This window comes from Hymenobacter sp., assembly GCF_036387835.1.
In the GTDB taxonomy this organism is placed as follows: domain Bacteria; phylum Bacteroidota; class Bacteroidia; order Cytophagales; family Hymenobacteraceae; genus Hymenobacter.
Genome location: NZ_DASVSY010000002.1, coordinates 36,401 through 60,643, shown reverse-complemented (window position 1 = coordinate 60,643; position 24,243 = coordinate 36,401). Strand labels below are relative to the sequence as shown.

At 55.8% G+C, this 24,243-nt stretch carries 17 protein-coding genes and 2 rRNA genes; 3 read left to right on the top strand and 16 right to left on the bottom strand.

The features are described from left to right. Together VF639_RS00325 and rrf are read left to right on the top strand one after the other, a co-directional pair. Nucleotides 1-120: ribosomal RNA gene (locus VF639_RS00325) — 23S ribosomal RNA — on the top strand; the annotation flags it as partial. A 73-nt stretch (nt 121-193) separates the two neighbouring features. Then, nucleotides 194-305 (top strand): 5S ribosomal RNA (gene rrf, locus VF639_RS00320). A gap of 688 nt (nt 306-993) precedes the next feature. Here rrf and VF639_RS00315 read toward each other — a convergent pair. Beyond that, nucleotides 994-1,560 carry an FKBP-type peptidyl-prolyl cis-trans isomerase gene (locus VF639_RS00315; protein ID WP_331143905.1) on the bottom strand — a complete coding sequence of 189 codons (567 nt, stop codon included), beginning with the start codon at nt 1,558-1,560 and terminating at the stop codon, nt 994-996. Nucleotides 1,561-2,210: 650 nt separating this feature from the next. Here VF639_RS00315 and VF639_RS00310 point away from each other — a divergent pair. After that, nucleotides 2,211-2,969: a sugar phosphate isomerase/epimerase family protein gene (locus VF639_RS00310; RefSeq protein ID WP_331143904.1), complete on the top strand. Its 759-nt coding sequence runs from the start codon at nt 2,211-2,213 to the stop codon at nt 2,967-2,969. 20 nt (nt 2,970-2,989) lie between these two features. On the opposite strand, the gene VF639_RS00305 is transcribed toward VF639_RS00310, so the two are convergent. The 15 genes from VF639_RS00305 to VF639_RS00235 all read right to left on the bottom strand — a co-directional run bounded on the left by VF639_RS00305 (nt 2,990) and on the right by VF639_RS00235 (nt 24,113). After that, nucleotides 2,990-3,781, bottom strand: a complete 792-nt coding sequence (locus VF639_RS00305) for a 3-keto-disaccharide hydrolase (RefSeq protein WP_331143903.1) — start codon at nt 3,779-3,781, stop codon at nt 2,990-2,992. 159 nt (nt 3,782-3,940) lie between these two features. After that, nucleotides 3,941-4,816 (bottom strand): sugar phosphate isomerase/epimerase, encoded by an 876-nt coding sequence (locus VF639_RS00300; RefSeq protein ID WP_331143902.1) that lies wholly within the window; start codon nt 4,814-4,816, stop codon nt 3,941-3,943. A 52-nt stretch (nt 4,817-4,868) separates the two neighbouring features. Beyond that, nucleotides 4,869-5,756, bottom strand: a complete 888-nt coding sequence (locus VF639_RS00295; protein WP_331143901.1) for a hydroxypyruvate isomerase family protein — start codon at nt 5,754-5,756, stop codon at nt 4,869-4,871. 61 nt (nt 5,757-5,817) lie between these two features. Next, a complete protein-coding gene (locus tag VF639_RS00290; RefSeq protein ID WP_331143900.1) occupies nt 5,818-6,291 on the bottom strand; it encodes a c-type cytochrome in 474 nt (157 codons plus the stop codon). A 12-nt stretch (nt 6,292-6,303) separates the two neighbouring features. After that, nucleotides 6,304-7,356 carry a sugar phosphate isomerase/epimerase family protein gene (locus VF639_RS00285; protein WP_331143899.1) on the bottom strand — a complete coding sequence of 351 codons (1,053 nt, stop codon included), beginning with the start codon at nt 7,354-7,356 and terminating at the stop codon, nt 6,304-6,306. Between the two features lie 7 nt (nt 7,357-7,363). Beyond that, complete coding sequence (locus VF639_RS00280; RefSeq protein ID WP_331143898.1) at nt 7,364-8,515, bottom strand: Gfo/Idh/MocA family protein; 1,152 nt, start codon at nt 8,513-8,515, stop codon at nt 7,364-7,366. Nucleotides 8,516-8,585: 70 nt separating this feature from the next. Further along, nucleotides 8,586-9,836 carry a nucleoside permease gene (locus tag VF639_RS00275; RefSeq protein ID WP_331143897.1) on the bottom strand — a complete coding sequence of 417 codons (1,251 nt, stop codon included), beginning with the start codon at nt 9,834-9,836 and terminating at the stop codon, nt 8,586-8,588. A gap of 138 nt (nt 9,837-9,974) precedes the next feature. Continuing rightward, nucleotides 9,975-10,586: a gluconate 2-dehydrogenase subunit 3 family protein gene (locus tag VF639_RS00270; protein WP_331143896.1), complete on the bottom strand. Its 612-nt coding sequence runs from the start codon at nt 10,584-10,586 to the stop codon at nt 9,975-9,977. A gap of 155 nt (nt 10,587-10,741) precedes the next feature. Beyond that, on the bottom strand, nt 10,742-12,418 hold the full coding sequence (locus VF639_RS00265) for a GMC family oxidoreductase (RefSeq protein WP_331143895.1): 1,677 nt from the start codon (nt 12,416-12,418) through the stop codon (nt 10,742-10,744). A 409-nt stretch (nt 12,419-12,827) separates the two neighbouring features. Then, on the bottom strand, nt 12,828-14,894 hold the full coding sequence (locus tag VF639_RS00260; RefSeq protein ID WP_331143894.1) for a kojibiose hydrolase: 2,067 nt from the start codon (nt 14,892-14,894) through the stop codon (nt 12,828-12,830). A 75-nt stretch (nt 14,895-14,969) separates the two neighbouring features. Continuing rightward, on the bottom strand, nt 14,970-16,760 hold the full coding sequence (locus VF639_RS00255; RefSeq protein ID WP_331143893.1) for a glycoside hydrolase family 13 protein: 1,791 nt from the start codon (nt 16,758-16,760) through the stop codon (nt 14,970-14,972). 103 nt (nt 16,761-16,863) lie between these two features. Further along, nucleotides 16,864-18,429 (bottom strand): RagB/SusD family nutrient uptake outer membrane protein, encoded by a 1,566-nt coding sequence (locus VF639_RS00250; RefSeq protein ID WP_331143892.1) that lies wholly within the window; start codon nt 18,427-18,429, stop codon nt 16,864-16,866. Between the two features lie 19 nt (nt 18,430-18,448). Further along, entirely contained in the window at nt 18,449-21,496 is a 3,048-nt protein-coding gene (locus VF639_RS00245) for a SusC/RagA family TonB-linked outer membrane protein (RefSeq protein WP_331143891.1), read from the bottom strand. Nucleotides 21,497-21,662: 166 nt separating this feature from the next. After that, nucleotides 21,663-23,207, bottom strand: a complete 1,545-nt coding sequence (locus VF639_RS00240; RefSeq protein ID WP_331143890.1) for a glycoside hydrolase family 32 protein — start codon at nt 23,205-23,207, stop codon at nt 21,663-21,665. Nucleotides 23,208-23,231: 24 nt separating this feature from the next. Then, nucleotides 23,232-24,113 (bottom strand): carbohydrate kinase family protein, encoded by an 882-nt coding sequence (locus tag VF639_RS00235; protein WP_331143889.1) that lies wholly within the window; start codon nt 24,111-24,113, stop codon nt 23,232-23,234. Between the last annotated feature and the right edge of the window lie 130 nt (nt 24,114-24,243).

The window sequence follows — 24,243 nt, the reverse complement described above, 5'->3', positions numbered from 1 at the left end:
CTGAAGATGAGATCTCCGATATAGGAAGGCTCGTGGGAGATGACCACGTCGATAGGCGGGAAGTGTAGAGGCCGGAATGCCACAGCTGACCCGTACTAATGAGCCGAACGCTTCTGAATAACATGCTCTCAATTTTCTTATTACTCGTTACCTGTGTCAATGATATTAGATAGTGCTAGTCACTATCGCCAGTAATGGTGGCTTTAGCCCGGGTGTTCACCTCTTCCCATTCCGAACAGAGTCGTTAAGCCCCGGAGCGCCTATGGTACTGCCTTCATCGGTGGGAGAGTCGGTCGCCGCCAACCTTACTGTTAAGCTGCCCTTTGCTTTTTCCTTTGGAGATGCGGAGGGTAGCTTTTTTATTTGTAGTTAATCATTGCTCTTCTAAGCGCCGTACAATTCAGTAGTTTCCCAATGGCTGTTGGCCGCAATATTTTGTTTCTTTGCTTAACAAATAAGCTGAAAGCTGCTGTTATTGGTTTACATCCTCTGAGTTCAGAATGAGCTGTTGTTTATGGACGCGCTTTGTGAGAACAACGTAGCCTTGGTTAATAGGCGAAGTTATTTTTTGCTCCCCATGTGCTTGCCTTATACACGCGGGATGATAGAGAAGGCGTTTGATGAGTGGCAGCAAATCGGTTTAGTCGAACATGGCGTTTTGCCATCAGTACTTGGTAGCTATGCTCATGTGAGTAATGGGCAAAATAAGAAACCTGGAGAAAGGTCCGCTATAGATTCAAACCAACCATTCCGTGCCGAACAGCGCTATAGGCGCCGTTAGACTTCCGGAAGTAATCAAGACCAAGATAAGCTGACAAAAAAGAGCCCTTGATTGTGAGTATTTAAATACTCACAATCAAGGGCTCTTTTTTGTCAAGAAATTCAAGATCTAGCTAATGCCTATGTGGTTTCATTCCTTTGCAGGATTACATAAAGACTTATAGTAATCAACCTACGCAATATCGTAGCCAGATTATGGATTAGCAGTAAGTGCTAATTGAAGTCAGTTAGTTCAACATCAAAGCGCAATGGGGTGTCAGGTGGAATTGTGTTGACAGCTCCTGAAGTACCGTATGCTAAAGAGGATGGGATAAGTAAAATGGCTTTTTGTCCTTTGCGCATCAGTCCTATTCCTTCATCCCATCCAGCAATAACTTGACCTCTACCTAAAGCGAATGTGAGCGGTACAATTCTACCCGTCATATCAGGACGAGACTGGTCGAATACGCGGTTGTTGAGAAAAGAACCCTTGTAAATTACAGAAACTTGTTGGCCCACTTGAGGCAGTGAACCGGTTCCTGGTTTCCTAGTAATTATATACAAGCCAGATGACTGACGCTGTGCAGTAGTAAAGCTACTATCAGCAATGTATTTGTTGATAGCAACCGAATCAGAGGCACGCACTGCTTTCACGTGCTTCAAGGCTTCAGCATTTAGCTCATCGATGTCGATATCGTTTCCATCGCAAGCAGCTAGGAGCATCGGCACAGTAAGTAACACCAGACTATTCACCAGAAACAGTCGGGTTAAGCGTAAGGGGAGTATTTTATGAGGAGACATGACAAGAAGAGTGGGAAAGAGAGCTTTTGGAGAATTTTCGAAGGGCGAGTTAACGAGTATCTCTATTTTGTTAAGGAGCTGGCAAGTGAGACAGCTTGTGTGTAGCGTTGTCTGACCATTCCTCTCTCCTGATAATATTAGCTAAATAAGGGGAATACTTATAAGGATTAATTAATATTTTCAAGGCAAAATATTATTAGCAAATTTGGTGCTAAACTAACTTTACTTTGGCTTTTTAAACCTTTTGCCCTTTACGCAACATTTAGATCTTTGTCTATATCTACACTCATCACAGCCAACATTTTTGACAGATGGCACCCTCTTTGCCTGTCTTGAGCAGAATTATACAGTGATGAGTTATGATTATGCTGTTTAAAGCAGCTACTTTGGCAAAAGCTCTTTGTGAATAATTATATGCCTGCAGTGTATTTTATTTACCATACAAGCCTATTACCTCCTTCTCATTATACGTCTCCATTCATTTGAATGGAGAAAACTTCTTTCCTCTAACCCACCTTGTCATGACCACACGTAGATCTTTCCTGACATCTGCTGCGCTGCTCTCTGCTGGCTTGCTAGCGTCCCCATCCTTGCTACTGGCTTATAACAAGCGCTATGTAGGCTTGCAACTCTACACTGTGCGCGAGGCCATGGAAAAGGACCCGGCGGGCACCTTGGCTAGACTCGCTAAGATTGGGTACAATTCGGTGGAAGGTGCTACGTATACAGGCACGCAAAAATATTACGGCATGACGCCCAAAGCTTTTGCGGCATTGCTCAAGCAGAATGGGTTAATAATGCCTAGTAGTCATTACCGGTTGGGCGAAGAGCAGATGAAAGGTGCGCCGGTACAGGGTACTATGCTACATGGTTGGGACCAAGCAGTGGACGACGCCGCTGCGGCCGGCGTCAAGTATATGGTATGTGCATACTTGTCGGAAGCTGAGCGAGGTAATCTTGATCATTATAAATACGTGGCTGACCAGTTGAACAAGGCTGGTGAGCGATGCAAAAAGGCTGGCTTGCAGCTTTGCTACCATAATCATGATTTCGAGTTCAAAGCACAAGACGGCCAAGTGCCTTATAACCTGTTGCTCAGTGGTACTGACAAGCAATTAGTGCAGATGGAACTGGATCTGTATTGGGTAAGTAAAGCAGGGCAAGACCCGTTGGCCTTGTTTAAACAGCATCCCGGCAGATTTCCGCTTTGGCACGTGAAGGATATGGATAAGACACCTCAGCAGGCCTTCACAGAGGTTGGAAATGGTAGTATCGACTTTAAAAAGATATTTGCTCAAGCTGAGCAGGCAGGGCTGCAGTATTTCTTCGTAGAACAAGATTCCACGCCAGGCTCACCCTTCGATAGTGTTACCAAGAGCATTAGTTACATCAAGAAGAACTTAGTGTAGGCTAGCTCAACCGATAAGCACTATTGGCTGACCACTGGCAAATCGCGTATCCAAATGTTACGAAAGCTTAGTGGTTCGCTTTTGTCGCCGTGCGCTTGCAATTTGATAGGGGCTGCACCGTGGCTTTGGTAAGCAGGCTTGCCGATATAAACAGTTGGGCCCAGCAAACTCACATTGTTCTGCACTAATACGCCGTTGAAAAACACGGTGACACGAGCCGGCGTCTGGACGGCACCACCTGCTGCAAACGTAGGAGCCGTCCAGACCACGTCGTACGTCTGCCATTCACCAGGCTTCCGAGTGGGGTTGGCCAACGGGATAAGCTGCTTGTAGATGCTCCCAGCCATGCCATTGACGTAGGTCTTGTTGTTGTAGGAGTCTAGGATTTGGAGTTCGTAGCCAGCATCTCCTTTGCCAATAGAAGCCAGAAATATTCCGCTATTGCCTCGGGCTTGACCAGTGCCGCTGATGTTGGCTGGCACACGCCACTCCAGATGCAACTGGTAGTTGGTGAAGGTGCGCTTGGTTTCGATGTTGCCTACTGCTTTGTTGACAGTAAATGCCCCGTTGGCCACAGTCCACTTAGCAGGGGCGTTACGGTCTTCGACGGATACCCATTGATCCAGGTTTTTGCCGTCGAAGAGTACTACTGCGTCTGAAGGTGCGGGGGTGCTACTGCTCGGACCGGGTGTTACTACTTTAGGGACAGGCTCCCACACTTCGGTGTCTTCCGGCTTGCCGGCTTGCTGAGCTTTAACGGCTCCAATGCTGGTAGTTAACAACGCGGCGGCAAGCAAAAGACAAGCTTTCATGGGTAGAGTAATTAGGGCGGGTGGGAAAAGTAATCTTCTTTTGCTACAAGAGCAGCAAGTAACAGGGTGCAAGGTTCCGCCTCTCAAGGTTGAGAAGTTGATGGTTGCACTAAAACCAACAGCCCGGGACAGATGACGCATCTGTCCCGGGCTACAGGGCTAAGACAGTAGATTCTTTTTGATGTAGGCCGCGCTTTGGGTGATGCTTTGGTAGGCATCTATGGCAAAGTTTTCTTGCTCCATGAAAATGTGCTTCAGCCCGGATGCGGAGGTGCTCTGAAATATCTTCTTGAAGTCGATAGTACCCGCGCCTACTTCCGTATTGTTTTCTGGCTTTGCTTTATCCATGTCTTTGACATGCCACATAGAAAAGCGTTTGGGGTTAGCAGCCATTAGCTTCACCGGGTCGAGGCCGGCACGCACCACCCAGTACAAGTCCAGCTCGAAGTCTACCAAGGCCGGATCGGTTTCTTTTAGCAGCACCTCGAAGAGCGTGGTTCCACCAATGGCTTTGTATTCGAAATCGTGGTTGTGGTAGGCTACCCGCAAACCCGCGGCCTTACACAACTGCCCGGCTTTGTTCATCTTGTCGGCCACATTCTTGAAATCAGCGGCTGATGCCCGCAGTTTTTCATCGAGGTGAGGCACCACAATGTAGGATTGGCCACAAGCTTTGGCAGCTTCGATGTAAGAGTTCAACGCTTCCGGGTTACCGTCGCGCACGAAGCCGTTCATTTCGTAGTGGCCGCTGGAAGTCGTTAGTTTGTTGGCGGTCAATGCAGCTTTGAATTCAGGGGCAGTTAGGCCCCAAAACCCTTTCTCTTTGCTGTAGCCGTACGTTTCAACTTCTTGATAACCAGCCTTGGCTATCTTGGCTAAGACGCCTTTTACATCCTTGGCAATGTAGTCGCGCAAGGTGTACAGTTGCAGCCCGATTTTTAGGGCGGGCGGGGCTGCCATCAGATGGCGAGGGGCAACTAAGGAAAGAGCCGACAGCAGGCCCGCTTGCTTCAGGAAGTTTCTTCTTTGCATCATGGTCTAGGGAGTTGAAAGTATGCTCGGCAGAGCCAAGCGATAGGCGATAGTATCAAACGTCGCAGAGCTGAACAGCCTTGCGAAGAGAGGCTATCTTGTCGGTTTGCTTGGGAATGAACTCCTGGGCGACGTACCCTTGAAAACCAGTCGCTTTGATGGCGCGCATAATGGCCGGGTAATACAGCTCCTGCGTGTCGTCGATTTCGTTGCGACCTGGTACGCCCGCTGTGTGATAGTGAGCAATGTAGGCGTGGTTGTCGGTGATGTTGCGAATTACGTCGCCCTCATCAATCTGCATGTGGTAGATATCGTAGAGCAGCTTGAAGTTCTCGGAGCCTAGCCGTTTGGCCAGGGCCACGCCCCAGGATGTCCGGTCGCACTGGTAGTCTTTGTGGTTGATTTTGCTGTTGAGCAATTCCATTACCAGCACTACTTTGTGCTTGGCAGCTAGATCCATCAAGGGCTTGAGCCCCTTGACGCTATTGGCTAGGCCGGTTTCGTCGTCCATACCCCGACGGTTACCACTGAAGCAAATCAGGTTTTTGTACCCGGCTTTGGCTACCAGCGGAATCATTTCAGAGTAGTTTTTCAGCAGCGTGGCGTGGTACTGTGGGTCGTTGAAGCCGTCGGTCAGGTTGATTTCGGCGCCGTTGCACATAGGCGAATCCAGACCGTACTTTTTCAAGGTGGGCCAGTCTTTGGGGCCTACCAAGTCGATGCCCTTGATGCCGATGCTTTTGGCTGCCGCGCAGAGCTGATCGAGGGGGGTGTCGTTGAAGCACCACCGGCACACCGAATGGTTGATGTTGTTTTTCAGGTCGGGAGCCTCAGTTGATTGCGTTTCGGGCATAAAAGCACTTAATGCGCCCGTAGTTCCTGCCACAGCCGTGCTGGCCAGGATGTTCTTGAGCACTGTGCGGCGGTTGGGGAGCGGGGCCATGGCAGACTGTTTGGGTGGGGTTTTAGGATTCAGAACGAGCTTCTGGCTGTTGCTTTGCAGCTTATTTCAAGCTCAGAATATACTTCGCCATCTCCTTGGCATCGGCCACGGCTAAACCCGGATGCGGGGTCATTGGAATTTGACCCCAATTGCCCTGGCCACCCTGAATGATTTTGTTGGCCAGCATAGTGATGTTGGCGTCGTTGGAAGGATACTTTGCTGCTACCGCAGTGTAGGCGGGCCCTACCAGCTTTTCACGCTCCTTGTGGCAGCTGGTGCAGTCAGATGACGTGATAAGCTTGGCGCCCTTAGCTACCAAGCCGCCAGAATGTTCGGTGCCTATTTTCGTGATGTTGGTGTCAATTTGCGGCTGGTGCGCCACGGCCGAAAGATTGGAGGCCGAAGTACTGTCGCTATTCAATTCGTCGGACGAAGCAGCTTGCATGTTTGGTTCGTTGGCGGTGTTGCGCTTGGGCTCTGAGCCACATGCGGCCAGAAAGGCACCTATAGCAAGGAACAAAAGGGAGTTTTTCATAGAAGAGGGGATTTAGAGCCCGAGTAGTTTTTTGTTGAAATTGGCGTCGGTGGAAGTGCCGGCAAAATCGTCGAAAACTTTGTCGGTGACCCGGATGATGTGGTTCTTGATGAACTCGGCGCCTTCGCGCGCGCCGTCCTCAGGGTGCTTAATCGCGCACTCCCATTCTACTACGGCCCAGCCGGGAAAATCGTAGGCGGCAAGCTTGCTGAAGATTGCTTTGAAGTCGACTTGTCCGTCGCCCAGAGAGCGGAAGCGGCCGGCCCGATCAAGCCAGCTCTGGTAGCCGCCGTACACGCCCTGCCGGCCAGTGGGATTGAACTCGGCATCTTTGACGTGAAACATCTTGATGCGCTCATGATAGAGGTCGATGTACTCCAGGTAGTCCAGGCACTGCAATACGAAGTGAGAAGGATCGTAGAGCAGGCAGGCACGCGGGTGCTGGTTGACTTTGTCGAGAAACATCTCGTAGGTAACGCCGTCGTGCAGGTCCTCACCGGCGTGCACTTCGTAGCACAAATCCACCCCGCACTCATCGAAAGCATTCAGGATGGGGGTCCAGCGACGGGCCAACTCCGTGAAACCCGCGTCTACTAAACCTGCCGGCCGCTGTGGCCAGGGGTAAACCATGGGCCAGAGCAGGGCCCCGCTAAAGGTGACATGCGCTTTGAGCCCTAAGTTTTGCGAGGCTTTGGCGCCATAGAGCAGCTGCTGCACGGCCCATTGCTGCCTCGCCGAGGGGTTGTTGCGGTAAGCTTCCGGCGCGAAACCATCGAACAACTGATCGTAAACCGGATTTACGGCTACCAGCTGCCCCTGCAAGTGCGTGGATAGTTCAGTGATTTGCAGCCCCGCCGCCTGCACGATGCCGTTGATTTCATCGGCGTAGGTTTTGCTTTCGGCGGCTTTCTGTAAATCGATAAAGCGGGGGTCGGTGGTGGGTATTTGCACCCCTTTGTAGCCTAGGCTAGCGGCCCAGGCGCAAATGCTTTCCAAGCTGTTGAAAGGCGGTTGGTCGCCAATAAATTGAGCCAGGAAAATGGCCGGTCCCTGAATGGTTTTCATAGGCAGATTAGACGAGGAAATCAGTCCACTTTTTTTCGGATTTGCCGGAGGCAATCACGTTTTCAATGAAGGCCATACCTCGAATACCTTCGGCTATACTTGGGTAGTCTAGGGCTTCTGGCGAGGCAGTTTCACCGGCTTGTTCGGCTTGTAAGGTCAGCGCGAAGTTGCGGTAAAGGTTGGCAAATGCTTCGAGGTAACCTTCGGGGTGGCCAGCGGGGGTGCGCGTGTTGTGCTGCGCAAAAGAGCTAACGTAGCCGGTACCGGTCCGCCGAATCTCGGTGGGCTTATCCAGCCATTTAACCAGCAACGTGTTGGCATCGGCTTGCTGCCATTCTAAGCCGCCTTTCTCCCCGTAGACCCGGATGCGGAGGTTGTTTTCCTCGCCAGCGGCAATTTGGGAAGCCACGAGTACGGCGCTGGCTCCGTTAGAGAGCTTGAGCAGAACGGCCCCGTCGTCGTCGAGCTGGCGGCCGGCTACTACCACGTTGATGTCGGCGCAGAGCTGCGTGACTTGCAAGCCCGAAACGTACTCCAACAAGTTGAAGGCGTGGGTACCAATGTCGCCCATAGAGCCGGCCACGCCGCTGCGGGCAGGGTCGGTGCGCCAGGCAGCTTGTTTGTTATCACCGCCTTCTTCGAAGTTGCTGAGCCAGCCCTGCGGGTACTCCACGTACACTTTGCGCACCTTACCAATGGTAGCGGCCGCAACCAGCTGGCGGGCTTCCTTCACCATCGGGTAGCCGGAGTAGGTATGGGTCAAACACAGCTTTTTACCGCTGGCAGCCACCACCTGCTCTAGCTGCTTGGCCTCGGCCAGCGAGAAGGTCATGGGTTTGTCGAGTACTACGTGGAAGCCGTTTTCCAGGGCCAGGCGCGCGGGCTCAAAGTGCAGATGGTTAGGCGTGACGATGGAAATAACCTGCACCCGCTCGGCTTCGGGGCGCTGCTTTTCTTGCTCGATCAACTCTTGGAAGGAAGCATATACCCGGTCGGCGGAAAGGCCCAGACTCACGCCGGTAGCACGAGACTTAGCAGCGTCGCTACTGAAAGCGCCGGCTGTTAACTCGTACATGCCATCGAGGGCGGCGGCTAGGCGGTGCACGGCTCCAATAAAGGCTCCTTGCCCTCCGCCAATCATGCCCAGTCGTAATTTCATATGGTTTTATGTTAGTGCTGTTAGCTGCTGGCTGTTAGCCATCAGGATAAAGGCTAACAGCTTACTCAGGCTACACTTCAAGGCGGGCGTTGGCTTCGGCGAAGCTGACCTCTTCGGCTGGAACGGGGACGTTCTTGTCGCGGAACAGCAGCAAGAAGACCACTAAGACGCCGGCTGCAATGGCTGCCGGAATCAGCCAGATGGTTTGCCAGTCGTGCAGGTTGTCGGCGGTTTTGTGGGCATCGACAATCTGACCTGAAAGTAGGGAACCGAGCAGCATACCTACGCCATACGTGGCCAAGGTAATAAAGCCCTGAGCAGCGCTCTTCGACTGTTCCCCGGCCAAATTATCGGTGTAGATCTGGCCCGTGACAAAGAAGAAGTCGTAGCAAATGCCGTGTAGCACGATGCCGACAATCAGCATCCAATACGCCGACTCCCCGTTGCCGTAGGCAAAGAACAGGTACCGAATCACCCAGGCCAACATGCCAATGGCCAGCATTTTCTTGACGCCCAGCCGGACAAAGAAAACTGGAATCAACAGCATAAACAGTACTTCCGATACTTGCCCCAGGCTTTGAACACCAGCAGCTGATTTCATGCCGGCCTCGTTGAGAAAAGGATTGGTGAAGCCGTAGTAGAAGGACAGCGGCACGCAGATAGCCACCGATGCCAGGAAAAAGATCAGGTAAGAGCGGTTTTTCAGCAGCCCAATTGCTTCCAGGCCAAGCATGTCGCCGATGCTGCTTTTGCCTTCTTTCTTGATGGGAGGTGTGGGCGGCAAGGTGAAGCTGAATAAGCCAAGCAGAGCCGAAGCGCCGGCGGCCATTTTAAAGGTGAGCACCAGGTTGCCGCTCTGTTCCCAATTCAGCCAGCCAATGGTGATACCGGCAATGATCCAGCCCAGCGTGCCGAGTACCCGGATCATGGCAAATTCCTTTTGCGGGTCCTTCATCTGCCGAAAGGAAATAGAATTCACCAACGCCAGCGTGGGCATGTACAGAATCATGTACGTCAGAATGCTGGGGTAGAAGCTGCTGAAGTCGGAGGCCAAGGAAGCCCGCCATAACAAGGCCGCTCCGGCCAGGTGCAGTACCCCGAGAATCTTCTGAGCCGAGAAAAACCGGTCGGCAATCAGGCCAATGATGAAAGGGGCCACAATAGCGCCGATGGATTGGGTTAGCACCGCTACCCCCACCTGCGTGCCCGTCGTGTGCAGGTTCTGCAACAAGTACGTGCCCAAAGTGACAAACCAGGCGCCCCAGATGAAAAACTCCAGGAACATCATCAGGGATAATTTAAAGCGAATGGTAGGGCTCATAAGCTAAAGGGGATTGAGCAGGCGAATTCGGTGGAAGGAAGTAGTGGAGGGCTGATTAACCAAGGCTTGCCGAACTATAGTGGCTGGCAGCTAGTCAGATCAAACAGAACTTTTCTTTTGGCAAGCATCAAGCGTGGCCTAGGTGGTAGCCCAGGCCTTATCGCCTTTCTTGTAAGGTACGTTGCCTTCGTAGCGGCCCGGTATAGGGGAGTAGCGCAGGGCTTGAGTGGCGCCTATTTCCGAGGTGAAGTAGCCGAGCAGCGTTAGCTCTTTCATCATCCGGAAGTAGCGGCTCGGGTCGTCCTTGCGCTGGTTGGCAGTAAAAGCTTTCTGCTCTCTGTCGCGCGCGGTCAGGAAGGCCGTGCGCTGGGTGGCATCGCACTCCATAAAGCCTTTGCTGTACTGCTTCTGGCAGTCTTTATCGAGTTGCGTGAGGCCATTGAGGAACACCTGTTGATCTTCGGGCGTGTAGCAGTCCCGAACCATGACGGCCATGAAGCTGCCTACCTGCGCCGCTTTGGCGCCCGGTGTTTTGGTGGTCGGCAAGATGGTTTCGCCTACCTCGTCGAGCAGCTGAATCTGCTTTTGATTCAGGACATCTTTGGGCTTAGCGGCGGCTACGGGCTTGTTGGGGTCGGCTTTGGCTTCTTCTTTGGCGGGCGAGCTACAGCCGGTCAGGAAGTAGTCGGCACCGATTACGGTGCTGCCCATAATGAGGGCAACTCGGGCGAGGGCGTCTCTGCGGTTCATAACGGTGAAGTGGTGAAATTGTGAAGTTGTGAGTTTGTGAAGTTGTGAAATGGTGAGTTTGATGTTTCGCTGGCGCCACTTGCGCATTCCGCGCCGACCCGCGCCATGACAACGGCAAACTCACCATTTCACAACTTCACAAACTCACCACCTACTCAGACGTTCTGTTTTTTAAGTTCGCCCACGGCATGTTCAACGGCCCGGGCGGTGAGAGCCATATAAGTCAGGGACGGGTTTTGGCAGGCAGCCGAGGTCATGCAGGCCCCGTCCGTCACGTACACGTTGGGCGCGTCCCAGACCTGGTTGTGTTGATTGAGCACCGACGTTTTGGGGTCGCGACCCATGCGGGCGGTGCCCATTTCGTGAATGCCGCCGCCCAGGTTGTAGCCACGGTTGTAGGTTTTCACGTTTTTCAAACCGGCTTTTTCCAGCATCTCCTGCGCGTCGTTCATCATGTCGATGCGCATTTTCTGCTCGTTGTCGCGAATGGTAGCGTCGATGGCCAGCACGGGGAGGCCCCACTTATCTTTCTTGGTTTTGTCGAGGGTTACCTGGTTGTCGTGGTAGGGTAGGGTTTCGCCGAAGCCGGTTAGGCCCATGCTCCACTTACCGGGCTCACTCAAGGCATCCTTGAACTCGCCGCCGATGTTCATTTCCGGGATTTCGCGCGCCCAGCCTTCGCGGCCGGCGCTGCCCTGGTAGCCAAACCCCCGGATGTAGTCGCGCTTGTCGCCGAACAGGTTGCGGAAGCGGGGCACGTAAATGCCGTTGGCCCGGCGGCCGTACACGTACTTGTCTTCGTAGCCTTCGGCGTCGCCGCGGGCCCCCGCCCGGAAGTGGTGGTCCATCAGGTTATGACCCAATTCTCCGCTGCTGCTGCCCAAGCCACCCGGCCACACGTCGGTAGCCGAGTTCATCAGCACCCAGGTGGAGTTGAGGGTGGAGGCGTTCAGGAAAATAATCTTGGCGTAGTACTCGTACGTCTGGTTGGTTTCGGCGTCAAGCACTTCCACGCCCTTGGCCCGCTTGGTGTCCTTGTCGTAGAGGATGCGGGTAACGATGGAAAACGGCCGCAGCGTGAGGTTGCCGGTAGCCACGGCGGCGGGCAGCGTGGCTGATTGAGTACTGAAATAGGCCCCGAATTGACAGCCCAACCAGCACTTGTTGCGGAACTGGCACTTCACGCGGTTATTATGGTTCTGGGTGATGTTGGCCGTGCGGCCAATCACCATGCGCCGGTGCTCGTAGTTTTTCTTGATGCGGGCGGCCACGTCCTTCTCCACCACGTTCATTTCCATGGGCGGCATAAACTCGCCGTCGGGTAGCTGCGGCAACCCCTCGCGGGAGCCGCTGATGCCCGCGAACTTCTCGACCCGGCTGTACCACGGCGCCAGCTCCTGGTACCGAATCGGCCAGTCGACGGCGATGCCGTCTTTGGCGTTGGCCTCGAAATCGTAGTCGCTCCAGCGATACGACTGCCGGCCCCACATCAGGGAGCGGCCGCCCACGTGGTAGCCCCGGAACCAGTCGAAGGGCTTCACTTCCACATAGGGACTTTCTTTCTCGTTGACCCAGTAATCGAGGTTACTTTCGTTGAGCGTGTAGTCGCGGCCGAGCACCGGGTAGTCGGCAATCATCTGCTGCGTTTTGCCGCCCCGGTGCGGAAACTCCCAGGGGTTTTTGTTGGCGTTTACGTAGTCTTTGATGTGCTCGATGTTGCGGCCCCGTTCGAGCATGATAGTCTTCATGCCTTTCTCGGTCAGCTCTTTAGCTGCCATGCCGCCCGATATGCCAGATCCTATGACAATGGCATCATATGTGTTTTTTTCCATGATCTGGAACGGTGATGAGGGTGGGAATTAGTGCGGAGGGAGAGGAGCTGAGCCCAGTTGGCGAGCAGCAAATCCAAAGCGTTAAAGCCTTGGCGGTTGGTAATGATAATAAATAATTTATTCACCCTTAGATTATATTCCATCTAAGATTTCTGTGAGGTTATTATTAGTAGAAGTAAATACACTCTGGTATCTGTTTATTTTCAGCCGGCTTATTAAGGTGAAAATAACTGCTGGACTTTAACTATGGAAGTTACCAATTATAAGCAGCTAAGTACAGTAACTGCGACTGGATAACGACTACGAAAGAACTGTAATGTTGCAGCTTGGAAGAAGTTTTGTCCAAAAACCCCACAAGTAAAACAAAGAGTATTTCAATGCATGTCGAGTGACTATTAAGAAGCTTGGCCTAACGAGTTACTTGGTAAGTTTTTCGCTGCGGACCGACGCCGGTAATTTTCACTGATTGCCAACTTTTAGGTAAGCTCGTTTTAAGTTGCCGAATACCCGCAGACGTAATATCAAGCCCCCCGAAGCCCATAAGCACGGCTTGCAGCACGCCACCCGCGCCGGTGGCAAAGTAAGGGTTGGTACCGCCTTTGGTTTCGGCAATTACCCGGAAGGGCGGCAGGAGGTTGGGCTGGTAGGCATCTTGGAAAAACTGCTGCGCCTTCTCGCCGTCGCCGAGGCGGGCGTAAAGCAAGGCGAAAATGGCTTGGGTCATGGCGGGAGTGCCTTCGTTGGGGACGCGGGTTTCATAATACGCTAGGTCTTTTTTGATTTGAGTTGGAGCCGTAATCACGTTGAGTGGGTAGGCGAGCAGGTTTACGTCGCCCTGTTTGATGCCTTCGCCCTTGTAGGTGGCATGTTCTTGCGTTACGCCGTCGGGGAAGTGCAGCAGGGGGATGTTCTGCGCCACGTGCAGCCAATCAGGGTTGGCCGGTAAGTTTAGAAGCTTGGCGGCAGCGGCGGCATTGCGGAGGTTCACCTGCGCGGCGGCGTTGGTGAAGGCGTTGTTGTCCACGTTTTCGGCCCATTCGTCGGCCGCCACCACGTTCTTGATGTCGTAGTGGCCGGGGCCGTTGCGCTCCACCCGGCTGGTCCAGAAGTCGGCGGTGGCGGAGAGAATAGGCCAGCCTTTCTCACGCAGCCAGGCCTTGTCCTGCGTGACGCAGTAGTATTGCCAGGCTGCTAGGGCCACGTCGGCGGTGATATGGTGCTCGAAGGGGCCGCTTAGCGCCCACACCGGCGTTTCTTCCACGCCCGAGTCGGCGCTTTCCCAGGGGAACATGGCGCCTTGGTAGCCGTGGGCAAAGGCGTTGTTGCGAGCTGGAGCCAGACGGCGGAAGCGGTACTCGATGAGCGACTTGGCAATTTCGGGGTGCATCACCAGCAAGGCCGGAAACATCCACAAGTCGGAATCCCAGAAGACGTGGCCGTTGTAGCCCAAACCCGATAAGCCCATGGGGGAGGGCGAGTAATCGGTGCCGGCGCGCGAGAAGCTGTAGAGATGGTAGAGCATGCTGTGCACGTCCTGCTGCGCCTGCGGGTCGCCTTCAATCTGAATGTCGCTCTGCCACAGCTCGTCCCAGGCTTTGGCGTGGAAGGCTAACAGGCGCGCCTTGCCCTCAAGCCGGGCAAAGATGGTCAGGCGTTCGGCTTCGTTGAGCGGGTCGGCATGGTGGGCCGAGGTGATAGACGAGCCCGCCACAGCGTAGGTGTAGGTTTGCCCGGCTTTCACGGCCTTGCTGAACTTCATCAGGTGCATGTTGCTGTCCCACATTTCGTGGATCACCCGCGGCTCCTGCCCATGCGGCTCATCAAATAAAAAGCTCGTGGAAGCGCACAATTGCAGCTTGCCCGTGGCGCTCCGCCCCGACGACGTAAGCAAGCTCAGCGTGGCGTGCGGCCGGTCGATTTCGTTGTAGTAGTTCTGCACGTCGCGCAGGGCATCAGGGGCGTCCATCACGCTGGCCGCCGTAACATTCACGTCTTTTTTTGCTGTCACCGACACGTTCATTAATCCCGTGAAAGGCAAGTGTCGCAGCGCGTAGTGGGTGTAGCTGATGGTGGCCTTGTCGGCGTAGTCGAAGGTGGTGGTGAGGGAGGCGTGGCGCATATCCAGCTGCTGGCGGAAGTTGGTGACATCCTTGCCCGACAGCCGTTTGCCATCCACCTCTACATACATGTTCAGCAAGTTGAAGCTGTTGAGGAAGTTGCTGACCCGCCCACGTCCGTACTGGTCGTAGGCGCCGGCCAGCACCACCGCCTTCACCTGAAACGGCTCCGGCGACGATACAATGCCTAGCATCCCATTGGCTACCGTCACGCCGTAGTACGCTGCCGGGTCCACCTTATCGGCCGTGACGCGCCACGGGTCGGGCGTTTGCGCGGCGGCTGGCCAGATCACCAGCAGGCACAGGAGCGCCAGCACACACGAGAGGAATTTGAACTTGATAGAGGGTGGGGTTGACATAGAAGAAAGAGCGGAGTGTTTTGATAAGCGGTTGGCCGTTACAGAAAGGCTATGAGCCAACAGCTGTCAGCTTTTTTACCGTAGAGGCACAACTACCGCCTGCCAGGGCTGGAGCGCCAGTGTCTTGTCGGCCGTGAAAGTTGGGTAGTTATTGAGCCAAGGCTCACTGCTGGCTTTCATCCCCGAAGGCATGGCCCACTCGCGCTTCTGCGCCGAGAAATTGAGGACAACCAACACCTTGTCGTCTCCCTGCGTGCGGGTGTAAGCGTAGATGTGCGGGTTGGCTTCGTCGAGCAACTGATATTTGCCATATACCAGCACCTTGTGCTGGCGGCGGGCCGCCGTCGCCTTGCGGAAGTAGTTGAGGATAGAATTGGGGTCCTTGTCCTCCGCTGCCGCGTTGATCTGTTGGTAATTCGGATTGATTTTCAGCCAGGGCTTGCCGGTTGTGAAGCCAGCGTTGGTGGTGGCATCCCACTGAAAGGGCGTGCGGCCATTGTCGCGGGCGCCTATTTTCTGCGCTGCCAGAAACTCCGGTATGCTGCCGCCCGCTGCCTGCACTTGCTTGTACATACTCCGCGACTCGATGTCCTGATAGTCCTCAATCCGGTCGAACTTGATGTTGTTCATGCCCAGCTCGTCGCCGCCGTAGTAGTAGGGCGTGCCGCGCATGGTGAGCAGAAACGTAGTGAGCAGCTTCGAAGAAGCTTCCCGGAATTCAGGCCGGTCGTCGCCCCAGCGGGTAAGCATGCGGGGCTGGTCGTGGTTGCCGAGGTAAATGGTGCCCCAGCCTTTGTCCTCAAACACCTTGTCCCACTTGGAGTACACCTTTTTGAAATCGAGGAGGCTGTAGCCGCCGGGCACGGGCGTTTTGAATTTGCCGGGCACGTAGCCCACGTCCATACCCTCGAAGTGGTAAAGCATATTCAGTTCCTTGCGGGCCGGGTCCACGAACTTCAGCGCGTCGTCGCTGCTGACGCCCGCGCCTTCGGCCACACTCATCACGTCGTACTTGCTCAGGGCCTCGCGGTTCATTTCCTGGAGGTAGTCGTGCAGGTGCGGGCCGTTGGCGTAGAACCGGGAATAGTCGCCGTGGTACTGCGCCGGAATGGCCGGAAACGTGGTGTCCTTGGCAATGAACGGAATGACATCCATGCGGAAGCCATCGATGCCCTTGTCGAACCAGAAGCGCATCATGCTGTAGATTTCCTGACGCAGCTTGGGGTTCTCCCAGTTCAGGTCGGGCTGCTTGCGCGAGAAGTAGTGCAGGTAGTAGGCGTTGGTGGCTTTGTCGTAAGCCCAGGCGTCGCCGTTGACGTCGAACGAGCTAACCCGCTTGGCGGGCTTGCCTTTTTCAGCGGGCCACCAGTGGTAATAGTCACGGTAGGAATTGGTGCGCGAGAGGCGCGCCTGTTTAAACCACTCGTGTTCGTCGCTGCTGTGGTTGACCACCAAATCCATCACCACCTTCAGGCCCCGCTCGTGCATGCCCTTCAGCAACTCGTCGAAGTCGGCCATCGTCCCGAAGTCCTTCATGATGCCCCGGTAGTCGGAGATGTCGTAGCCGTTGTCGTCGTTGGGCGAGCCATAAACCGGGTTCAGCCAAATGACATTCACCCCCAGGCTTTTGATGTAGTCCAGCTTGGAAATCAAACCCCGCAAGTCACCTACCCCGTCGCCGTTGCTGTCTTTGTAGCTGCGAGGGTATACTTGGTACACCACCGCCTCCTTCCACCAGGTTTCGTTCTGGCTGGTAGCGGTTGGTTTCGCCGCCGCCGCAGTAGTGCCGGTTTTTTGCTGAGACTCGCCGCAGCCCGCCACGGTCAGGAGCAGGGCCGCGCACAGTATGGTTTCAAGGCTTTTCATAACACGGATGAGGTGCCGGACCACACGCAAACAAGCCGTTGATTGCTGCTAAGTAGCAGTAACCAACGGCCTGCTTATGCGCTACCGGATACGGTGGTTGGAGTTAGTAACCCGGGTTCTGCGTGATGTTGGAATTCACATCCACCTGCGTTTGCGGAATCGGATATATCAAGTATTTAGCGTCGCTCTGGGGCTTGTCTTTGCGGGCCTGCAGGAACTTGCCGAACCGGATCAGGTCCTGCCGCCGCCACGACTCGCCGTACAGCTCCCGGCCCCGCTCATCGAGCAGCACATCCAGCGTGAGGCTGGTCAGGGCGCTGGCGCCGCGCGAGGGGTGGGTGCGCAGCGAGTTAACGATGGCCAGCGGAGTAGCGCCGTAGGTGCCGGCGCTGGTAGCCGTGCCGCCCCGCAGGATGGCTTCGGCTTTCATCAGCAGCACGTCGGCCAGCCGGAAGCTGACATGGTCATTCTCACACCCGTTGCCGCCGCGGGCTTCGCTCACGTAATCCACGGGGTACTTCACGGGCCGCACGCCCTTGGCTTCCAGGTCGGAGCCGGTTTCAGAGAGGTTAATGTCCTTGGTGAAAATCAACGGCGCACCGCTCCGGGTGGTCAGCGGCGCATCGGTACTCAGGTTGTACTGCTGGCCAATCAGGAAGCCCACATTGATGCGCCCGTTCGGGTTTGCGGGGCCGCCAGTGGTGGCGTAGGCTACGCCCCGGCGCTTGTCGGTGGCCTCAAACAGGTCGTAGAGCGCCTCGGTAGTGGCCGGGCCGTTGTAGCCATCCACGGGCCGCATGTTGTAGTGCGACACGAACTTCCATGTGTCGCGGGTGGGGCCGGCGTTGCCGAAGGTGTTTTCCTGGGTGAAGATGTTCTCCCGGCCAATAGCCGTGTTGTTGGGCGCGAAGTTGTCGAAGTAGTTGGTGGTGAAGGCGTACCGGTTACTGTTGATAATTTCGTCGGCCAGCGCTACCACCTGGTTCATGTCGGCGGCGGCGAAAGTGGGAGCCTGGCGGTTAACGTACACGCCTTTGTTGAGGTAGCACTTCATCAGCAGCACCCGGGCGGCGTCCTTGTTGGCGCGGCCGGCGGGCCCATCGGGCAGGTCGGCCCGCACCGCCGTTATTTCACTCACAATGTAGGTCAGCGCCTCGGTTCCTTTGCGTACGCGGGACAATAAACTCAGGCTCTCGCCGGGCTCCCGGTAGAGCACCTGGTCGTAAAGGTCCAGTGCCAGGAACATGGCCCAGGCCCGCAGGAACCGGGCCTCGGCCTGCTGCTGGGTGGTCGGCGAGAAACGCAGCAGGTCAGTGGAGGCGTAAATGATGCCGTTGAGTTGGGTGTAGGTTTCGCGCACCCGCTCGTTGTTGGGGTCCCAGGTGTGGTTGAAGAGTTGCCGCCACTTGCCGTTGTCGTCCCAGTCGGGTCCGCGGGTGGGCATGATGCGGGCATCGGTGGACACTTCCTGGAGGGCAAACACGCTCACTTGTCCTTGAATAGGGTCGCGCTGCGAATTGTATACGCCCTGAAGCAGCGACGACAGTTCACCGCGCCGAACCTGGTCTTCAGTGAGCTGGCCTTCCAGGGTTTCAGTAAGCTCACAGCTGGTAGCCACCTGTAGCAAAGCCAGAACGGCAGCCGCCCCGGCAATCTTGGAGTATCTCATGATGAGAAGAAATTAGATGTTACAGAGAGAAATTGACACCGAGTGTGAAGGTGCGGGCACTCGGGTAGGGCAGGTAGTCAATCCCGACGGAAGGCACCTGGTTGGCTCCGCGCTTCACGGTGTTGATTTCCGGATCGAACCCATCGTAGTTGGTAATCACGAACAGGTTCTGACCCGTCACGTACAGCCGGGCACCCTTCACGACACTGCCAACGTTGCCGAAAGCATAGGAGAGCGTCAGGTTAGACATTTTTAGGAAGTCGCCTTTTTCCAGGTAGCGCGTGGAAGCCGCCGACGGGTTGCCGGTTGCCTCTTTAACTGAATTCTCAAACGTGGAGAGGGCAATGTTCTTCTGCGCTCCTATGCCACCTACCGCGCCTACCGCGTTAAGCGTGTTGTTGTAGACGTACTGGCCGAACACGCCGGTCATGTTTGCAATAAGGGCGAGCTTGCCGTAGCGGGCGTTGGCGCTCAAACCCAGCAGCGTGCGGGGGTTGGGGCTGCCCGCGTATGTCGCCGGCCCAAAAGGATTAGACAGGCCCTGCTCGTTGAGGCCATTATACTGGGGCAGGAAAAAGGCGTTGATGGGGTAGCCGTTCTGGATGGTCTGCGACAACGCCCCCGACAGGCCCTGCCCGTTAATGGCCCCGGTCGGAATAACCGCGCCTACTAAATCCGACACTTCGTTGCGGATAAATGTGGCGTTGGCATTGAAGCCCACTTCCACCTTCTCGGTGCTCACCAGCGTGGTGCCCAGCGACATTTCCACGCCTTTGTTCACAATTTTGGCGTCGAGGTTATCCCAGCGAATGGCCGCAACCCCAGGCCGGGGCTCCACAGGCGTAGTTGGAAACAGGATATCGGTGGTGGTTTTATTGAAGTAGTCGACCGTGAAAGTGAGCCGGTTTTTGAACGCCCCGATGTCGATACCAACGTTGAACTGGGCATCTGCCTGCCACTTCAAATCATCGTTGCCATCATTGAGCGGCGACTGCGCGCCGTTGTTGTCGAGGGTGTAGCGAAACTGGGCCGCGCCGGCCGGAAACTCCTGGTTGCCGGTGAGGCCGTAGCCGGCCCGCAGCTTGAGCTGAGTGAGCTGCTCGGCCGGGAAAAACGATTCCCGGCTCAGGTCCCAGGCCGCCGCAAACGAGGGGAAGTAGCCCACCCGGTTGTTGGGGCCGAACTTGGTGCTCTCGTCCCGGCGCAACGTGCCGGTCAGCACATAGCGGTCCTTGAAGTTGAGGATGGCGCGGCCGAAAAACGATTGCAGCTCCGACGACGGGTCGATGAACGATGATATCTGGCGGTTCCCGGCCGCTGAATACTGAATGTAGTTGGTATAATCGAGGCCGAAATTCCCGAAGCCTCCCACGGTGGGGTCAGGGTTGCCAAACGCATTCACGTTGGAGCCGGAATTGGCAAACCTGGTGTATTCGTAGCCTACCAGCGCGTTCAGGTTCAGGTCGGTGGCTATGGCCTTGTTGAAGTTCAGGGTATGCACAATCTGCTGGGTGGTCAGCTCATTGTTGCTGATGGCGGCAAAGCCCTGATTTTCAATACCGGGGTAGTTGATGAGCCGCTGATTGATGGCAGTGCGCCGCTCGCCACTGTTATAGTTCACGCTCAGCAACAGCCGGTAGCTGAGCCAGTCGGTGAACTTATAGGAGGGCGCGACGCTGGCCAGCACGGTGTTCACCCGCGAGTTGTCGTCGAACAGCTCCTGGGCCGCTAGGGGGTTCACCACGTCGCCGGCCTGGATAAAGAGCGAGCCGTCGGGGTTGCGCAGGGGTTGGGTGGGGTTCCACTGCAAGGCCTGCCCAATGAGGCTGCCCCGGAAGCCGGCGTCAGTCGTAATCAGTGCCAGTTGTTCACGAAACTGGCTGGTAGCAATGTTCACGTCGAGGCCCAGCTTTTTGCTTTCCAGAAATTGCAGGTTGGTCGAAAGGTTGGCACTGTACTTCTTGAAGCCAGTTTTGCCCACGATGCCATCCTGGTTGAGGTAGCCCAGCGAGAGGCGGTAGCGGCCGGTTTCGTTGCCCCCGCTCATGCCTACGTTGTAGTTTTGCAGGTAGCCGGTGCGCAGAATCTCGTCGAGGGCGTCTACGTTGCCGCCCTTATCGGTAGCGGCCGGCACGCCGTAGTAGGTAATGGCCTCCCGGTACTGGCTGGCGTCTAGGAACTCGGGCCGGCGCAGTAGGGTCGAGAAGCCGGTGGAGGCGCCCACCGTGAGCACCGGGGCACCCGAATTGCCTTTTTTGGTGGTGATGAGTACCACCCCGTAGGCCGCCCGAGAGCCGTAAATAGCGGTGGCCGAAGCGTCTTTGAGTACGGTAAACGTCTCGATATCATCAGGGTTGAGGAAGTTGAGGGGATTACTGTCGGCCCCGGCACCTACGTCGGTAGAGCCCACCAGACCCGGCCGGGCCGTGCGGCCATCAAGCGGCACGCCATCCACCACGTAGAGTGGCTGCCCTGAGCCCGTCACGGCCGAGTTGCCCCGGATGCGGATGGTAGACGGTCCGCCGGGCTGGCCGCTGTTGTTGCTTACCTGCACCCCCGATACCCGGCCTTGCAGCAGCTGGTCCGGCGAGGTGAAGGTGCCCCGGTTGAAGTCTTTCTCGCCAATTACCGCCACGGCGCCCGTCACGTCCTGCTTGCGGGCCGTGCCGTAGCCTACCACCACCACGTCGCCGAGGGCTTGGGCATTTTCTTTCAGCGTCACTTGCACCGACGTTTTGTCGGTGATGCTCACCTGCTGCGATGTGAAGCCCACGTAGGAAATGGTAAGCGTGGTGGCCGTAGCGGGGGCTTGTAACTCGAACCCACCATCAGAGCCAGTACTGGCACCCACAGTGGTGCCCGTCACCACCACCGTCACGCCCGGCAGGCCGCTGCCTTGGGCGTCTACTACTTTACCGGAAATAGCCCGAGTGGTCTGCGCCTGGCTTAGTAGCGGCAGCAGCAGAAGCAGCAGGCTGAAAGTCAGTAGCTTGAGCAACGCCAGCGGCATAGTGCCTGCCCGCGTTGCGCCCGACTGATCATACAGTTTGTACCAGTTGTTGGTCATGAGTGAAAAAATTAATGGTGGGAAATTTTGAAAGCACCTAGCTGAAAGCAGGCTTACCGAAAAGCTTTGCGGAAGAAGCTGTTGTAGTAGCTGTTATCTGGCAAGATGCACTCGGGGAAAAAGTGGAAAGAAGGTGCTGGGAAACCAGATGAACCTCGTGTCTGAGCTATGGCACAGTCAATTCTCGCAGGTCGGTAAGGCGTAGCGCGGTTACTTGCGCGTCGCCGCCCTCGGCTAGTAGGGTAATGCGGCCGGTGTGCTGCTTGGGAAAAACCAGGTCGGTCAGTGTCGTTTCTCCTTGTTGCGCAAACACCTCCACGATGGACTTATCGACCAGCAGCCGCAGCTGCAGCAGCCCATTTTGCAGGGGTACGCGGGCCGTTTCGAGGCTACTAGCGAACATAGGGTGGAAGCTCACGTTGCCGGACGTTGTGCGGTCCAGGGTCAGCTCCTGCCGGGCCACGTCGTAGCGAAGCGTCGTAAGCTCGGTTTCGCTCTGGAGCAGGTTCAGCTTTATCAGTTTCGCTTGTCCTGGCTTCAGCGTTAGTTCCAAGTCGTAGGATTCGCCTTTGAACGGTACTTCGTAGCCAGCCCCGCCAGTTTTGAGCGCCTGGTTCTTCACGTTGACCACTTCTTTGCCGAAGCGGCGCAACTCGGGTACGGGCTGCTGTACCAACACCAGGCGCTGCGCCGTACGGCGCAAGCTTAGCTCACGCGGCACCGCGAAGCTGCCCCGCCATAGCTCGCCGGTAGGCACGTCGGGGGCGTAAGCCCAGTCGTTAACCCAGCCCACCAAAATGCGGCGGTTGTCGGGGGCATCATTGAAGGTGACGCCGGCAAAAAAGTCTTTGCCAAAGTCAATGTAAACGGGTTCGTCGTAGGGCTGGTCGGGGGTGAAGGCTTTGCCATCAAACTTGCCCAGGAAGTATTGCTGCCCCCGAAACTGCTCGGTAGGGTTGCCCGATGAAATCAACAGCACCCACTTGGTGCCGCCACCCGGCACGGGCAGTTCAAACAGGTCAGGGCATTCCCACTCCTTTACCGTGTTGCCGGCCCGGCCCCAGCGGCTCAGGAAAGACCACTGCTTCAGGTTCTTCGACTCATAGAAGTATACCTGCTGGCGGTCGGCTTTCACCGTGGCCATCACCCACTTCTGCTGCGGCGCGTACCAAAATACCTTGGGGTCGCGAAACTCCTTGCTGTTGATGTCGAGCACCGGATTGCCGGCGTAGCGTTGCCAGGTTAGTCCCCCATCGAGGCTGGTAGCTAGGTTCTGATGCTGCCGTAGCACCACGCCGCCTTTCTCTACGTGGCCGGTGTAGAACGCCACAAGGCCATCGGTTTTGCCGGCTGGAAACAACCCCGACGTATTATCCTTGTCGAGTACAGCGCTACCCGAGAAAATCATGGTATTGCTGCCGTCGGGGTTCTTGTACTCGGTGAGGGCCATAGGCTTGTGGTCCCACTGCATCAAGTTAGGGCTAGTCGCATGGCCCCAGCTGAGGTGCCCAGGCTTGGCGCTGAGCGGATTGTACTGATAGAAAAGCTGATACTGTCCGTTGACGTAAAGCAACCCGTTCGCGTCGTTGATCCAGTTTTTAGGCGCAGTGAAGTGATACACCGGCCGGTATGGGTCAGTCTCAGGCACCTGAGACCAGCCCTTCCAACTGGTAAGTAGCAAGACAAATAGGACGAGGAAACCTTTATTCATGCGCGTGATAAGCGGAGGCAGCAATCAGTGAGAAGCAATAGCCAAGGCGGCTACTTGGGCCGCGGAAATGGCCGGGGTTGCCCCCTGGCAAGTGGCCACCAAGGAGCCGGCAGCGCAGGCAAAGGCTAGATTCTGGCCTGGTGGCTCACCCGCCAGCCATCCTCGGAGCAGGGCCGCCAAAAAAGCGTCGCCACTGCCAATAGTGTCCTGCACTTCTACCGGAATGCCAGGGCTGCTGTAGCACTGCTGCCCCGTCCACATAGCGGCTCCATCGGCTCCTTTTGTAACACACACCGCTTGCAACTGAAAGCGGTCGGCCAGCCAGCGCAAGGCCGCTTCTTCGTCGGGTTTGACGCCGAACCAACCCATGATTTCGGCCAGTTCATGGTGATTCATCTTCACCAAGTCGCTGTGCTGCAGCAAGTAAGTCACTACTTCGCGGGTATAATGTGGGGGGCGTATGTTCACGTCGAACACCTTGAAGCGTGCGTGCTCCAGCAGCCGGTACAGCGTTTCGCGCGAAGGTGCGTGGCGGGCGGCCAAGCTGCCGAAAACGAAGGCATCAGCCTTGTCCACTAAGTCGGCCAGGGCGGCGTCGTATTGGATGTAGTCCCAGGCTACCGGCTTCACAATCTGGTAGGTTACCTCCTTGCTGTCGCTCACATTGGCTTTTACCACCCCAGTCAGGTGGGTTTGCCCGCGTTGCACATAGCAAGTGCTGCTCCCCGTAGATTCAACAAAAGCCACCAGTTCGGTGCCTAGGTCGTCTTGCCCAACCCGGCTGATGAGCTGCGCATCCAACCCGAAGTTGTGCAAATGAACCGCCACGTTAAGCGGTGCCCCGCCGGGTTGCTTGCCCGTTGGCAGCACATCCCACAGCATTTCTCCGAAGCAGGCAATTGGCATGAGTGAGTGAATGAGTAAATGAGTAAATGAGTGAGGTGGTAAGGTGGTAAGGTGGTGAAGTAGCCCACGTCCGCTGACGTCAGCGCCATGCGCGCCAGTAGCACCGACTGCTACTTCACTCATTCACTCA